Origin of the sequence: Streptomyces sp. NPDC006174 (assembly GCF_040614075.1) — a bacterium.
Lineage (GTDB): Bacteria > Actinomycetota > Actinomycetes > Streptomycetales > Streptomycetaceae > Streptomyces.
Window position 1 is genome coordinate 200,377 of record NZ_JBEXTJ010000004.1, and the last position, 13,781, is coordinate 214,157.

At 71.0% G+C, this 13,781-nt stretch carries 14 protein-coding genes and 2 pseudogenes; 11 read left to right on the forward strand and 5 right to left on the reverse strand.

Annotation, left to right across the window (positions count from 1 at the left end):
* Window positions 1-57 precede the first annotated feature (57 nt).
* The 3 genes from ABZ267_RS10890 (at window position 58) to ABZ267_RS10900 (ending at window position 3,995) form a co-directional block, all read left to right on the forward strand.
* Window positions 58-2,226 carry a hypothetical protein gene (locus ABZ267_RS10890; RefSeq protein ID WP_356756657.1) on the forward strand — a complete coding sequence of 723 codons (2,169 nt, stop codon included), beginning with the start codon at window positions 58-60 and terminating at the stop codon, window positions 2,224-2,226.
* A gap of 141 nt (window positions 2,227-2,367) precedes the next feature.
* On the forward strand, window positions 2,368-3,318 hold the full coding sequence (locus ABZ267_RS10895; RefSeq protein WP_356756620.1) for a metallophosphoesterase: 951 nt from the start codon (window positions 2,368-2,370) through the stop codon (window positions 3,316-3,318).
* Window positions 3,315-3,995 (forward strand): 4'-phosphopantetheinyl transferase superfamily protein, encoded by a 681-nt coding sequence (locus ABZ267_RS10900; protein WP_356756618.1) that lies wholly within the window; start codon window positions 3,315-3,317, stop codon window positions 3,993-3,995. The genes ABZ267_RS10895 and ABZ267_RS10900 overlap by 4 nt, the downstream gene beginning before the upstream one ends.
* Window positions 3,996-4,005: 10 nt before the next feature.
* On the opposite strand, the gene ABZ267_RS10905 is transcribed toward ABZ267_RS10900, so the two are convergent.
* A complete protein-coding gene (locus ABZ267_RS10905; protein ID WP_356756616.1) occupies window positions 4,006-4,590 on the reverse strand; it encodes a histidine phosphatase family protein in 585 nt (194 codons plus the stop codon).
* A 265-nt stretch (window positions 4,591-4,855) separates the two neighbouring features.
* Between ABZ267_RS10905 and ABZ267_RS10910 the strand changes: the two genes are divergently transcribed.
* From ABZ267_RS10910 to ABZ267_RS10925, 4 genes are all read left to right on the forward strand, one after another.
* Complete coding sequence (locus tag ABZ267_RS10910) at window positions 4,856-5,071, forward strand: CbtB-domain containing protein (RefSeq protein WP_015612945.1); 216 nt, start codon at window positions 4,856-4,858, stop codon at window positions 5,069-5,071.
* Window positions 5,072-5,139: 68 nt separating this feature from the next.
* Window positions 5,140-5,904 (forward strand): CbtA family protein, encoded by a 765-nt coding sequence (locus tag ABZ267_RS10915; protein ID WP_356756614.1) that lies wholly within the window; start codon window positions 5,140-5,142, stop codon window positions 5,902-5,904.
* 197 nt (window positions 5,905-6,101) lie between these two features.
* Window positions 6,102-6,920 carry an SDR family oxidoreductase gene (locus ABZ267_RS10920; protein ID WP_356756612.1) on the forward strand — a complete coding sequence of 273 codons (819 nt, stop codon included), beginning with the start codon at window positions 6,102-6,104 and terminating at the stop codon, window positions 6,918-6,920.
* 33 nt (window positions 6,921-6,953) lie between these two features.
* Complete coding sequence (locus tag ABZ267_RS10925; protein WP_356756610.1) at window positions 6,954-7,664, forward strand: TetR/AcrR family transcriptional regulator; 711 nt, start codon at window positions 6,954-6,956, stop codon at window positions 7,662-7,664.
* A 12-nt stretch (window positions 7,665-7,676) separates the two neighbouring features.
* Here the strand turns inward: ABZ267_RS10925 and ABZ267_RS10930 are convergent, their stop codons facing one another.
* Together ABZ267_RS10930 and ABZ267_RS10935 are read right to left on the reverse strand one after the other, a co-directional pair.
* On the reverse strand, window positions 7,677-8,345 hold the full coding sequence (locus ABZ267_RS10930) for a hypothetical protein (RefSeq protein WP_356756608.1): 669 nt from the start codon (window positions 8,343-8,345) through the stop codon (window positions 7,677-7,679).
* A 121-nt stretch (window positions 8,346-8,466) separates the two neighbouring features.
* Complete coding sequence (locus ABZ267_RS10935; protein ID WP_356756607.1) at window positions 8,467-8,820, reverse strand: tetratricopeptide repeat protein; 354 nt, start codon at window positions 8,818-8,820, stop codon at window positions 8,467-8,469.
* 160 nt (window positions 8,821-8,980) lie between these two features.
* On the opposite strand from ABZ267_RS10935, the gene ABZ267_RS10940 reads away from it, so the two are divergent.
* Window positions 8,981-9,946 carry a pirin family protein gene (locus tag ABZ267_RS10940; RefSeq protein WP_356756605.1) on the forward strand — a complete coding sequence of 322 codons (966 nt, stop codon included), beginning with the start codon at window positions 8,981-8,983 and terminating at the stop codon, window positions 9,944-9,946.
* Window positions 9,947-10,039: 93 nt separating this feature from the next.
* Here ABZ267_RS10940 and ABZ267_RS10945 read toward each other — a convergent pair.
* Window positions 10,040-10,516: pseudogene (locus ABZ267_RS10945) on the reverse strand (hypothetical protein); the annotation flags it as partial.
* A gap of 216 nt (window positions 10,517-10,732) precedes the next feature.
* Here ABZ267_RS10945 and ABZ267_RS10950 point away from each other — a divergent pair.
* The 3 genes from ABZ267_RS10950 to ABZ267_RS10960 all read left to right on the forward strand — a co-directional run bounded on the left by ABZ267_RS10950 (window position 10,733) and on the right by ABZ267_RS10960 (window position 12,915).
* Window positions 10,733-11,047, forward strand: a complete 315-nt coding sequence (locus ABZ267_RS10950; RefSeq protein ID WP_356756603.1) for a hypothetical protein — start codon at window positions 10,733-10,735, stop codon at window positions 11,045-11,047.
* Window positions 11,048-11,326: 279 nt separating this feature from the next.
* Window positions 11,327-12,151, forward strand: coding sequence for a hypothetical protein (locus ABZ267_RS10955; RefSeq protein WP_356756601.1), 825 nt, complete (start codon window positions 11,327-11,329; stop codon window positions 12,149-12,151).
* A 74-nt stretch (window positions 12,152-12,225) separates the two neighbouring features.
* Complete coding sequence (locus ABZ267_RS10960; RefSeq protein WP_356756599.1) at window positions 12,226-12,915, forward strand: class F sortase; 690 nt, start codon at window positions 12,226-12,228, stop codon at window positions 12,913-12,915.
* 16 nt (window positions 12,916-12,931) lie between these two features.
* Here ABZ267_RS10960 and ABZ267_RS10965 read toward each other — a convergent pair.
* A pseudogene (locus ABZ267_RS10965) lies at window positions 12,932-13,665 on the reverse strand (DUF4394 domain-containing protein); the annotation flags it as partial.
* Window positions 13,666-13,781: the final 116 nt, after the last annotated feature.

Consider the following 13,781-nt stretch of genomic DNA (forward strand, 5'->3'; position numbering starts at 1 on the left):
GCTGAGTGAGTGAGCGCCGCACCGATGGAGTACTCCTTTCCCCCGGAACCCGGTCCTATGGCCCCGGGCCGGACCCGCCGGGCGGTGCGCGTGGTGGCGTTCGTGCTGGCCGCGCTGAGCGTGATGACGGTGGCGTTCACCTCGACGGTCCGCGCCACCGTCCTCTCACCGGAGTACTACCGGTCCGTCCTGGACGAGGAGTCGGCGTACGACCGTCTCTACAGCGAGGTGCTCGTCGACCCGGCCATCGCTCCCGTCACCCGTGACCTCCTCGCCCACCTGCCGGTGCCCGAGGCGCTCGTGACCTCCAACATCAAGGTCGTCCTGCCGCCGGAGACGGTCCGCTCGCTCACCGACCAGCAGATCCTCGCGCTCACCGGCTACCTGCGCGGTGACACCGACGAACTGCGGCTCGCCGTCGACATCGACCCGGTGCTGGCGAACCTCGCCGACCTCGCCCGGATCTACTTCGGTGACCTGGTCGCAAGCCTCCAGGGCCAGGAGGAACCGGACTTCGCCCGGTTCACCGACGACCTCACCACCTCGTTCGAAGCCCTCAGGCAAGGCCGCGCGCCCACTCTGCCCACCCTGCCGCTCACCGGCGACCAGGCGACCCGCGCCACCGACGCCCTGCTGAGGCTGGTGCCCGAGCGGGACCGGACGGAGCTGCGCACCGAACTCGAAACGGCCCTGAGCAGCGGCGACGTATCGACCGCGCTGGCGACGACCGCGGCCGCCGCACTCGCCGACGGTTCACGGACCGCCGCCGCCGACCTGCGTACCACGCTCCAGGGGGGTACGTGGGACCTCACCGCGACCCTGGCGGCGGCGGGCAACGACCTGGACGCCCTGGAGCAGGCGCGCGAGCGGGTCCAGTGGCTGACGTACCTCCAGATCCTGGCCACCGTCCTGGCTCTGGCCTCTCTCGCGACGCTCTGGGCCACCGGCCCCGGCGCCCCGGCCCGGCGGCTGATGCGGCTGGGCCAGGCGATCGCCTGCGGCGGAATCCTCGCGGCGGCGGCCGTCCTGCTCACCCGGCTGGTCACCGGAGGCCGCTTCCTCGCGACCGAGGCCTCCTGGCCGCCGAGCGTCACCGCTTTGGTCGAGGACCTCCAGCGCAACGCCGTGGACCAGGCGGTGGCCACCGGACTGACCGCCGCGCTCACCGCCCTCGTCGGCGGCACCCTCCTCACCGCCACCGGCTGGGCCTTCCTCGTACGCCCGCGTACGCTCCCGGCACCCACCGCCGTACGCGGTGTGGCCGCCGGCGTCACCTGCGCCGCGCTGGCCGGCGCGCTGCTCGTCCCGCCCGTACTCGGCCCGTCCGCGCCCCGCCGCTGCCAGGGCAGCGCCGAACTCTGCGAGCTCCGCTACGACGAGGTCGCGCACCTCACGGCCCACAACGCCATGTCCACCACCGCCGACCGGTTCATCGGACCCCTCCAGGACCCCGACATCACGACCCAGCTCAACACCGGCGTCCGGGCGCTCATGCTGGACACGTACCACTGGGAGAGCCCGCAGGACATCGCCGCCCGCCTCGACAACCCGGAGTTCACGCCGGAGCAGCGCCGGCTCATCTCCTCCGCCGTCGACAAGGCCAACCCGCCGCGCGCGGGCCTCTGGCTCTGCCACAGCGTCTGCCGGGCCGGCGCGATCGGACTGACACCTACCTTGAAGGACATCGGCGACTGGCTCCGCGACCATCCCACCGAGATCGTGACGCTGATCGTCCAGGACGACATCGGCGCCGAGGAGACCGAGGAGGCGTTCCGCCGGGCCGGGCTCGACGACCTGCTCCACACTCCGTCCGAGGACCCCGACGAACCGTGGCCGACGCTGGAGGAGATGGTCGACAGCGGCCGGCGGCTGGTGGTGTTCGCCGAGAAGGCGGACGGCCCGGCGCCCTGGTACCGCAACTTCTACCGGTACGGGATGGAGACCCCGTTCGCCTTCCGCAGCCCCGGCGAGATGACCTGCGAACCGAACCGCGGCGACACCGGCAAACGCCTCTTCCTGCTCAACCACTTCGTCACAAACGGAGGCGGCAGCCGACTGGACGCGGGCCGGATCAACTCCCGTGACTGGCTGCTTGAGCGGGCCCGGGAGTGCGAGGCGGAGCGCGGCAGTCCGGTGAACTTCGTCGCCGTCGACTACACGACCGTCGGTGACGCGCTCGGCGCGGTGGAGGAGTTGAACAACCACCGTTCCCAAAAACGTCGGTGACCTCACGTCAGCTGATCGACGACAAGGTTGCGGACGAACTCCGGGGCGGGTGTCAGAGGCACATGAGAGGCTACGTCTTCAGCGGCCCCGCACCTGCGGACGGAGCCGCACGACGGCCGACAGAACGGGGAACCAGCGCACATGACCGCTCCGAGCGATCCCGCACCGTCCAGTGTTCCCTCGCCCGGCTCCGCCGCCGCTCCAGGAGGAGCCGGACGCCTGCTGGCCGTGAGCGACCTGCACGCGGCGGTCACCGACAACCGGCCCATCGTGGAGTCCCTCCGCCCGGCCTCCGACGCCGACTGGCTCATCGTCGCCGGCGATGTGGCGGAGCGCCCGGAGGACATACGGTGGGCGCTCGGCCTCCTCGCGGAACGTTTCGCCAAGGTGATCTGGACGCCCGGCAACCACGAGCTGTGGACCCTGGACAAGGACCCGGTCCAGCTGCGCGGCCAGGCCCGGTACGAGCACCTCGTCGAGCTCTGCCGCGAACTCGGCGTGATCACGCCCGAGGACCCGTTCCCGCTGTGGCCGGGCCCCGAGGGACCGGTGGCGATCGCGCCGCTGTTCCTCCTGTACGACTACACCTTCCGCGCCCCGGGGACGCACACGAAGGAGGAGTCGCTGGCCGTCGCCCACGAGTCCGGCATCGTCTGCAACGACGAGTACCTCCTCGACTCCGACCCTTATCCGACCCGCGACGACTGGTGCCGGGCCCGGGTCGCGGAGACCGAGCGCAGACTCGCCGCGCACGACCCGGAGATCCCGCTGGTCCTCGCCGGGCACTGGCCACTGGTCCGCGAACCCACGGACGTGATGTGGTATCCGGAGTTCGCCCAGTGGTGCGGCACCGTGCTCACCGCCGACTGGCACCGCCGCTTCAACGTCGCGGCCGTCGTCTACGGGCACCTCCACATTCCGCGTACGACCTGGTACGACGGTGTGCGCTTCGAGGAGGTCTCGATCGGCTACCCGAGGGAGTGGCGAGAGAGAGGCCATCCACGCGGCCTCCTGCGCCAGATCCTCCCGTACGAACGGGAGTCCGCGCCTCCGGCCCGTACCGGCAACGCCACCTCCGGAGGTTCCCTGTGATCGAGCGGCTGCTGCCCGGTGACGTCTCCTGCGCCGCGACGCGCGAGGAGAGCGTGGCGGACGGAGTCCTCTTCCCCGAGGAGGAGGAGCTGATCGCCCGGAGCGTGACCAAACGACGCAACGACTTCGCGACCGCGCGGGCCTGCGCACGGCGGGCCATGCGCCCGCTCGGCCTGGAGCCCGTCGCCGTACTCCACGGCAAGCGCGGCATGCCCCTGTGGCCCGACGGGATCGTCGGCAGCCTCACGCACTGCGACGGGTACCGGGCGGCGGCGCTGGCCCGCGCGGCGGACGTGCTCTCGCTCGGCATCGACGCCGAGCCGCACGCTCCGCTGCCGGAAGGCGTGGGGGAGTTGGTGGTGCGTCCCTCGGAGCGTGAACGGTTCGCCGCGCCATCGTCCGGGGAGGCGGGCGGGATCCACTGGGACCGGCTGCTGTTCAGCGCCAAGGAGAGCGTCTTCAAGACCTGGTATCCGCTGACCCTGACCGAGCTGGACTTCGACGAGGCGGATCTGACGTTCCACCGGAAGGACGACCAGGCAACGGAAGGCAGCTTCACCGCACGGCTGCTGCGCACCGATCCGGCCGTGCCGCCGGTGCTGGACGGGACATGGCGGGTGGAGGACGGCATCGTCGCCACGGCGGTGCTGCTGCGGCCGGACTGGAAGGATTCCTGAGGAGCGAATCTCAGGACCCGTCAGGCGAGGCGAGCGGCCGTCCCAGCCGGACGTTCCACCGGCCCGACCGGCCGCTCAGCTCCGTGAGGACGAGGGGCGCGACGTCCAGCCGCCAGAACGCCTCCACCGGCAGCGCGAGCGCGTGCACGACGGCGGCTCGTACGACGGCGGGTTCGGCGACCGCGAGGAGGCTCGCCGCCTTTCCGCCGCCGACCCCGTCCAGCCAGCCGCCCATCCGCTCCACCAGCGCCCGTAGCGACTCACCACCGTGCGGAGCCGCCGAGGGGTCGCCCATCCAGGCGGCCACCGCGTCGGGTTCGGTGGCGCCGACCTCGTCGAGCCGGTGGCCGCTCCAGCGCCCGAGGTCCCAGCCGGTGAGCGCAGGTTCGGTGCGGGCGGTGAGACCGAGCGCGGCGGCCGTCCCGAGGCACCGCTCGGACGGGCCGCTCAGAGCCGCGCCGGACTTCGGCACGGCGGCGCCCGCCGTCCGCGCGCTCCGCTCACCGGCCCGGTCCAGCGGTGCGTCACCGTCGAAGCGGACTTCCCGGAGCGCCGCGTTCATCGCCGGTGAGACCAACATCACCCGTACTGTCATGTTCCTGCCTCAAGTCGTTCCGTGGAGGCCTCAACGCCCATGACCGGCAGGCGATTCGAGGCCTGAAGCTCCGCAGATTGCACCATGGCGGTGCCTGCGTACAGGCGGTATGGTCACGTCGAACTTGACGAGGATGTGACGGAAGCCCGGTGAGAATCCGGCACGGTCGCGCCACTGTGTACCCGTACCTGTGCGGGAAGTCAGACCCAGCACCTTCGTCCGAGGCACCACGACAGGGACGCGTGTTCCCACAGGAGGTTCCGCCATGGCGCAGTCCGCCGCTCCCGCAACCGGCGCACCCGCGATCACCCCGATCTCGGCGAAGGCCATCGCCCCCTGGGCTGTCTTCGTCGGCATCCTGGCGCTCGTACTGCTGTACTTCGTCGGCGCCGAACAGGGTGCCACCGCGCTCATCTCGGGCGAAGGCGTCCACGAATGGGTCCACGACGGCCGTCACCTGCTCGGTTTCCCCTGCCACTGAGCCGCCTGCGGTATCCGGCAGGCACGTGGTCAAGGAATCCAGGGAACCAGGAAAACAGGGAACGTCTCGTGAACTCCATATCTGTCAGAGCTCTGCTCGTGCGCGGCATGATCGCGGGCGTGATCGCGGGTGTGCTGGCCCTCGCCGTCGCGTACTTCCTCGGCGAGTCCCAGGTGGACGCCGCCATCGCGCTCGAAGAGGCGCACAGCCATGCCGGCCACGGTGGCGGTGAGGAGGAGGAACTGGTCAGCCGTACCATGCAGGCGACCGGCGGCCTCGCCACCGCACTCCTGGTCTTCGGTGTCGCGGTGGGCGGGATCGCCGCGCTCGTCTTCTCGTACGCGCTGGGGCGCATCGGCGCTTTTGGCCCGCGCGCCACGGCCGCGCTGATCGCGGGAGCGGCCCTGCTCACCGTCTACATCGTGCCGTTCCTGAAGTACCCGGCCAACCCGCCGGCCGTCGGCAACCCCGACACCATCGGGCAGCGCACCACCCTGTTCTTCCTGATGGTCGCCCTCAGCGTGCTGCTGGCCGTCGCCGCCGTGATCATCGGCAAGCGGCTCGCACCGAGCCTGGGCAACTGGAACGCGACCATCGCGGCGGCCGCCGGCTTCGTCCTGGTGATCGGCCTCGCCTACGCCTTCCTGCCCTCCTTCGACGAGGTCGGCAAGGACTTCCCGGCCACCCTGCTCTGGAAGTTCCGGCTCTCCACGCTCGCCGTCCAGACCACGTTCTGGACCGGGTTCGGCCTGATCTTCGGCCACCTCACCGAGCGGCTGCTGGTCTCCGCGAACGGCGCCGACGCGCCCCGAGTGGCGACGCCCGTGGGCTGACCGTCCACGCTCTCGTCCTGTACGGAACCCGCCGGGGTGTATCCGGCGGGTTCTGTCGTTTCCGGGTCCGGTGGTGGGGATAGCACGGCTACGGATGCGGGGGCCAACTGGAGTAGCGTCGCTAACGTGCTGCTGTTAGCGTTGATGTCATCGGGATCCACGGAACCGCCGCGACCCCTGTCGCCGGGAGTGATGTCATGACCGAACAGACCGAGACCCAGGCCGAGTCGGATGCCCGGTCGAAGACCCGGTCCGACGCCGGGTCCGAGGCCGTGTCGACCGCCGGTGCGTCCCGCCGGGTGGCTGTGGTCACCGGCGGATCACGGGGCATCGGCCGGGAGAGTGCCGAGCGGCTCGCCGGCGACGGCCTCGCGGTCGTCGTCACCTATGCGGGCAACCGGACCGAGGCGGAAGCGGCCGTCGCCGCCATCACCGCGGCGGGCGGCCAGGCGATGGCGCACCAGGCGGATGTGGCCGACGAGGCCGCGGTGGCCGGACTCTTCGACGCGGCCGAGGCGGCGTACGGAGGCGTCGACGTGGTCGTCCACGCCGCGGGCGTGATGGCGCTCGCGCCGCTGGCCGAACTCGACCTCGCCGAGCTCGACCGGATGTACCGCACCAACATCCGCGGCACCTTCGTCGTCGACCAGCAGGCCGCGCGGAGGGTGCGCGCCGGCGGGGCCGTCATCAACTTCTCCAGCTCCGTGCTGTCGCTCGCACTGCCCGGCTACACGGCGTACGCCGCCACCAAGGGGGCCGTCGAGGCGATGACCCTGATCCTCGCCCGCGAGCTGCGCGGCCGGGACATCACGGTCAACGCCGTCGCTCCCGGACCGACCGGCACCGCTCTCTTCCTGGACGGCAAGGACGAGGAGACCGTCGCACGGATGGCCGCGCAGCCTCCGCTGGAGCGGCTAGGGTCCCCGCAGGACATAGCCGAGGTGGTCTCCTTCCTCGCCGGTCCGGCCCGGTGGGTCAACGGTCAGGTCCTGCGAGCCAACGGCGGCATCGTCTGAGGGGCTGGGGCCCGCCTTGATAGCGTCCTTGCGATGAGTACGACGAACACGCGGACCCGCATCCTCCAGGTGGCCGCCGAGCTGGTCGGCGATTCGCCGGACGGTGACATCTCCACGCGCGCCGTGTGCGAGGCGGCCCAGGTCGGAGCTCCCGCGCTCTACCGCCATTTCGGGGACAAGGAAGGCCTCCTGTCGGCCGTCGTCGACCACGGCTTCGAGCGCTATCTCGCGACGAAGCGGCAGCGCGACGAGAGCACGGACCCGGTGGAGGACCTGCGCCGCGGCTGGGACAGCCACGTGGAATTCGCCGTCCGCAACCCGAACCTCTACCGCCTGATGAACTCACCGGCGATGCGGACGCCTCCCGCCGCGGCGCTGGAGTCGCACCGCATCCTGACCCGCGACCTGGAACGGGCGGCCGCGCAGGGCCGGATAAGGGTCGCGCCCGAGCTCGCCGCCCAGATGGTCATGTCGGCCAATGTGGGGGTGGCGCTGATGCTGGTCGCCCGCCCCGCGACCTTCGACGACGCCGACCTGTCCCGCCGGGTGCGCGACGCCGTGCACGCCTCGATCCTCACCCCCGACGCGGCGCCGAGCGCGCCGGAGCAGATCGAAATCCCACCGGCCGCCGCCAGGTTGAGTGCTCTGCTGCGCCAGGCGCAGGGTTCGGGGCTCAGCACCGCCGAGGCGGCGCTGATGAAGGAGTGGCTCGACCGGGTGGCGAACACCGGCCCGGAGGACTGACTTGGCACGCCGTCAGGAGGTGGTGGGGGAGGGGGCGTCGCGGTCGCGCAGGCCGTCCTCCATGAGGCGGGCGGTGGTCTCGACGATGCCGGCAAGGTCGTCGCGTACGTCGTGCTGCTTGCTGCCGTACGGGCCGTACGCGGTCACCGAGAGGAGCAGGTCGCCGTTCCACAGCACGAGGGTGCGGCCGGGACGGCCCTGGTCGTCGGCCGGCTTGGCGTACGCGGTGGCGTGGACCCGCTCCGGCCCGCGCCCGTGCGCCCGGTCGAGGTCCTCCTTGACGCGGTACGCGTGGCGGGCGGGTGCGGTGTCCTCGTACACGGTGGCGGTCGTGCTGAGTTCCCACAGCGCCCCGTCCGGACCTGTGAGACCGGCCAGGCAACCCGTCTGGCGGTAGCGGGGCCGGGTGCCGTTCTCGCCGATGTCCTCCCTGGTGTCCGGGTCGGCGGAATCGGTGGTCGAGCCGACGGCGAACCCTTCGGCGAGCGGCGCGTCCGTGAGCAGTGCGCACGGGCGGCCGGTCCAGCTGTGCACCCCGGGCGCGCGGGCGGCGGACTTGCCCGAGGCCCCGGCCCCGTCCTGGCCGCTCCCGGAGCAGCCGGACACGGTCAACGCCGCCACCGCCGCGATCAGCGCGACCGCCCGCGCCCGGCCTAATTCCGCACCTCTGGCTCCGCGCATCCCCCGCCCCTTCGTCCCGGAAAACTCATTATCGGTTGCTCGTACGGGCGGGTAAAGGAGGGCAGGGCCGCACCGGAGCGGCGCGGCCCTGTCGTCGTACGCGTCCTCGTGCGGACCGGAGTCAGCTCTCCCGCGGCCCGAAGTCGCCGTCGAACGCGGCGGCCATTCGCAGCTGCGTCGCCGCCTCGGCCCGCCGCCCCTGGCGCTCCAGCGTCCGGCCGAGCATGAGGCGCGCGTAGCTCTCGACCGGGTCGCGCTCCAGGACCGCGCGCAGCTCCTCCTCGGCGCGGCCGAGCCGGGCGGAGTGGTAGTAGGAGCGGGCCAGCAGCAGCCGCGGCGCGACCTGCTCCGGCGCCTCCTCGACGAGCCCGCCGAGGATCCGGGCGGCCGTGAGGTACTCCTTTGCCTCGAAGAACATCTGCGCCCGGTCCCATCGGTCGGCGGCCGTGCCGAACTCGTAGTAGGTCTCGTTCACGTGTCCTCCTCGTCATCGTGCGGGTTACGTGTCCGGCGGCGACCACCAGGCGTCCCGCCATCCGTCGGTCAGCACAACACCGCATAATGGTTGAACATTCCACTAAAACTTTGGCGTGGATGCCGACGCTCCACGCCCGTACGGGAATAGGTTGAGCGCCATGAGCAATCTCGATCGCCAGGCCACTCCCTCCGTCTGCGGAGGGCGTGGTTTCGTCGTCGCCGAGCCGGTCCGTGAACTTCTGAATCCGCGCCGCGTACCGCTCGGCGAATCCACCGAGGTGCGCCGCCTGCTGCCCAATCTGGGCCGCCGCATGGTGGGCGCGTGGGCGTTCGTCGACCACTACGGGCCCGACGACATCGCGGACGAGCCCGGTATGCAGGTGCCGCCGCACCCGCACATGGGCCTCCAGACCGTCAGCTGGCTCCACGACGGAGAGGTCCTGCACCGCGACAGCCTGGGCAGTCTGCAGACCGTACGCCCCCGAGAGCTCGGCCTCATGACCTCGGGCCGCGCCATCAGCCACTCCGAGGAAAGCCCGAAGCCGCACGCCAGGTTCCTCCACGGCGCCCAGCTCTGGGTGGCCCTCCCCGACGCCCACCGCAACGTCGAGCCGCACTTCCAGCACCACACGGACCTCCCCACCGTGACCGCCCCCGGCCTCACCGCCACCGTGATCCTCGGCGAACTGGACGGCGCGGCCTCACCCGGCACCGCCTACACCCCGATCGTCGGCGCCGACCTCACCCTGACCGAAGGCGCCGAGACCCGCCTCCCGCTGGACCCGGACTTCGAGTACGCGGTCCTGTCGATGTCCGGAGAGGCCGAGGTCGACGGTGTACCGGTCCTGCCCGGCTCGATGCTCTACCTCGGCTGCGGCCGCACCGAACTGCCGCTGCGCGCCCTCTCCGACGCGGGCCTGATGCTTCTGGGCGGCGAGCCGTTCGAGGAGGAGATCGTGATGTTCTGGAACTTCATCGGCCGCTCCGGTGAGGAGATCGTGCAGGCGCGAAACGACTGGGAGGAGGGCTCGCGGTTCGGTGAGGTACGGGGCTACGACGGCGCCCGCCTGCCCGCCCCGGAACTGCCCGCGACCCCGCTGAGGCCACGTGGACGAGTACGCTGAACTGGGGAAACCTATGGACGGTCTGGCCGTTCTTCCACATCGGAGCAGGTGGCGGTTGGGGACCTGTGCAGCGTTCGCGTATGCGGGGAGTGCGATGACGGTTACGCCAGTGGCTTCCAGAATCTCGGTGCCCGCAGCAGCCGTGACGAAGGTGTCGGGCTCGCTCCACGCGGTTACGACGCGACGGAGGCCGACGTGCTGGATGAGCTGGGCGCAGGGGTGAGGTCGGGATGTTCGCCTGGCACGGGGCTCCAGGGAGCTGTAGGTCGTCGCGGTGGCGAGTCGTACGTCATCGGCGGCGAGCTGAGGCAGGACTCCTTCCTCGGCGTGGTCGTGGGGGTTGCGCTCGTGGAAGTAGCCGCGGGCCAGTTCGGTTCCGTCGGCTGTCCGATGTGCTGCCCGGAGGGGAGCTTCAGCCGGGTACGGCGGTGAGTGTGGGCACCGATCTGCCGCTGCTGGCTCTGGCTGCCCTGGCGCGGTGATAAGCACGCGGCACCCGCTTCCCCAGTGCGCGTACCTCCGCCGCGTAGTTCGCCTCCCCACCACGACCCGCAGCGTCGTGGCTCGCATGAAACCGCCCGGCGCCAACTCTCGAAGTGCACCCTCTGAGGAAACCCTGGGCCGCTACTTCACCCAGCGCCCGGGGCGCCGCGGTGGTGTCATCCCGGCCACGAAGTTCGGCGGCAGCATGGCGCCCTTCGACCCGAACTCCGACGGCGCCGGCCGCAAGGTGATCCGGGCCGGCTCGACGCCTCCCTGCGAAGGCTCGGCTGCACCGACAGGCAGTTGAGGCCCACCGAGGACGACCGGCTGGCGACCGACGACCACAGCGACCTGGCGTGGGACGCCCGTGCGCTTGACGAACTCACCTCTTTCAGTGCGGAGTTGGCCGACTTCGTCCGCGGCATGGCCGACCCGCTGACCCGGTTCGACGGTTACGGCGACCGGTTCGCCGCCGCACTGACCCGCGTTCGGGCGGGAGAGGGGCAGTGGGTGGCGGGCGTGAAGGTACCGCGTTGCCAAGCGGTTTGGATGAAGTTCCGCGAGGACCTGCTGTCGACGCTCGGCATCGCCCGTGGCGCCGGTCAGGAAGGCCGGTAGTCCCGGACCACGGCTACGCGACACCTCGCGACGCACGCGCACAGAACCGCATCTGCCGGCCTGACCGCACCAGGGCCCTGCTTCACATCCACGTGAATACGGTGGTGCAGTGCCCGGAACGCATCGGTTGAGCAGGGCGGTTCCTGCCGGAGCCGGGCGGCAGGAAAAATTTGTCGTGGCCAGACCAATCGATCCCGTGTCCGGCTCCGAATAGACGACATCAGCAACCGAATGAAGCTCCGGCTCCGCGCCGGAACTTCCGGAAGGGGATGCGTCTTCGTGATAGCCCGCCGTACAACCCGCCTCGCCGCACTGCTCGTTCTGCCCGCCGCGCTCACCCTCGGGGTGTCCGTGCCGGCCCTGGCTCACGAGGGGCACCCCGCCGGCACAACGAAGGCGGTCGACGGCGACACGTACCAGATCGACCTGGAGCAGCTGAACGACTCCGGCGCCAGTGGCGCCGCCCTGGTCAGCCTGGAGGGCGACAAGCTGACCGTGAAGATCGACGCGCAGGGGCTGGTCCCCGGCCAGCCGCACGCCCAGCACATCCACGGCTCCACCGACGGCCACGACTTCCGCTGCCCGGACAAGAGCGCGGACAAGGACGGCGACGGCATCGTCACCACCGCCGAGGGCCTGCCCATGTACGGGGACATCAACATCTCCCTGACCACCAAGGGCGACACATCCAAGGACAGCGGCCTCGCGGTGGACCGGATGCCCGTCGCGGACAAGGACGGAAAGCTGACCTACTCCCGCACGATCACCGTCTCCAAGGACGTGGCGGACCACCTCAAGGACCTGCACGTCGTGCAGCACGGCATCGACCGGAACAACGACGGGAAGTACGACTTCGGCGCGGGCAAGAGCGAACTCGACCCCAAGCTGCCTCAGGAGGCCACCGCCCCGGCCAACTGCGGCATGGTCAAGGGCGCCGCGGTCGGCTCCATGCCGGCGGGCGGTGTCGAGACCGGCGGCGGGACCACCGAGGGCGTGGAGTCGCCGGGCATGCTCGCCGCCGGAGGCGCGGCCGTCCTCGCGGCCGGCGGACTGTTCGCCGTACGCCGCCGGACGCGGACGTCGGAAGCCCGTCACGACGGCTGACCACCGGCTCCGTACCTGATTGACGCCCCATCACGGCCGAGTACAGGAAACAGGCAACAGGAAAAGGTGAAGCGATGGACAGGGCACCCGACGAGAATCCGCCCCGCAGGTCGTCCTGGCGGCGCCGGGTCCCTCTCCTCGCCATCGCCGCGCTACTCGTGACGGGCGGGTTGCTGCTGGCGCTGGGAACCGCGCGACAGCAACCCGCCCCACCCCCCGCGGCCGACAAGGGCGCCCCGTCCGCCGCCCCACATACACCGGCACGCTCACCGGCGCCTTCCGCCGAGGCGCGGACCACCGCACTGCCGCCCGCCCGTCCCCTCAGCATCACGATCCCGTCACTCAAGGTCACGTCGGACCTCGAACAGCTCGGGCTGGGAAAGAACCGCGCGATGGAGACGCCGAAGGACCCGGCGAAGGCCGGCTGGTACCGCCCCGGAACCACCCCCGGCGCGATCGGTCCCTCCGTGATCGCCGGACATGTCACCTGGGACGGAGTACCGGCCGTCTTCTTCAAGCTCACCGAACTCGAACCCGGTGACCGCATCGACGTCAGGCGCGCGGACGGCACGACGGCGGTGTTCGCCGTCGACCGGACCGCCACCTACCCCAAGGACGACTTCCCCACGGTCGAGGTCTACCGCAACCTCGACCACGCCGGACTCCGACTGATCACCTGCGGCGGCGACTTCTCCGAGAAGGACAGCCGCTACGCCGACAACGTCGTCGTCTACGCCAGCCTGACCGGCCACCGGGGCAGATGACTCAGCGGGCTGGCGCTCAGTGCTGGTCGAGGGGTAGGGCGAGGTCGGTGACCTGGTGGTGCCGGGGGAAGGTGCCGAGGTCGCGGGCGGTGCCGGTGAGCACGTCGATCGCGTACAGGTGGGCGGCGCCCGCGGTGTTGAGGGTGGCGAAGCCGTGGTTGGTGCCGTGCTTCGGCGAGAAGTAGATGTCGAAGCCGGCGTCCGGGCCCGTGTCCATGCCGAGGTTTCCGGTCGGGGTGAGGTTGCCGGCGTTGGCGGGTGACTGGAGGGAGAGGCGGTCGGTGAGGGGGTCGATGTCGAACAGGGTGGTCGCGGTGGCGGTGTTGAGGTCGTTGTTGGTGTAGGCGGCGCCGGTGACGCCCTGGGCGGTGGAGGGTGGTGTGGTGGGGTTGGTGAGGGTGCCGTCGGTGGTGGTGCCGGGCGGAGCGGTGTTGTCGTCGATGTTGTGCCGCAGGTTCTGTCCGGTGTCGCTGATGACGCGGAGCCGGTTGGCGGCGGGGTTGAAGTCGACGCCGAACCGTTTGCCGGAGACGGTGAGCTGGGAGACCTTCCGGGCCTGGGCGTCGGAGGTGCCGAGGGTGTAGATGCCGCCTCCTTGTCGCCGACGCCGTAGAGCTTCCCGTTCTGGACGCGGAAGTCGACCCCGACGATCTTGGTGTCCCCGCGCAGCCCGGCCACTTTCCTGATGGCCGAGGTCTCGGCGGGCCGGTCGATCCCGAACGCGACCAGCCGCTGGTCGGTGGTCAGCCCTGAACGACCGCCTCCTGGACGCCGGCGGCGCGGACAGGGTTCGCGACCGAATCCGCAGAGCGGAGTGGGTGTTCTCCGGGCCCGGCAGCCCTTCGTACGCGCTGGGCCGTTGGAAC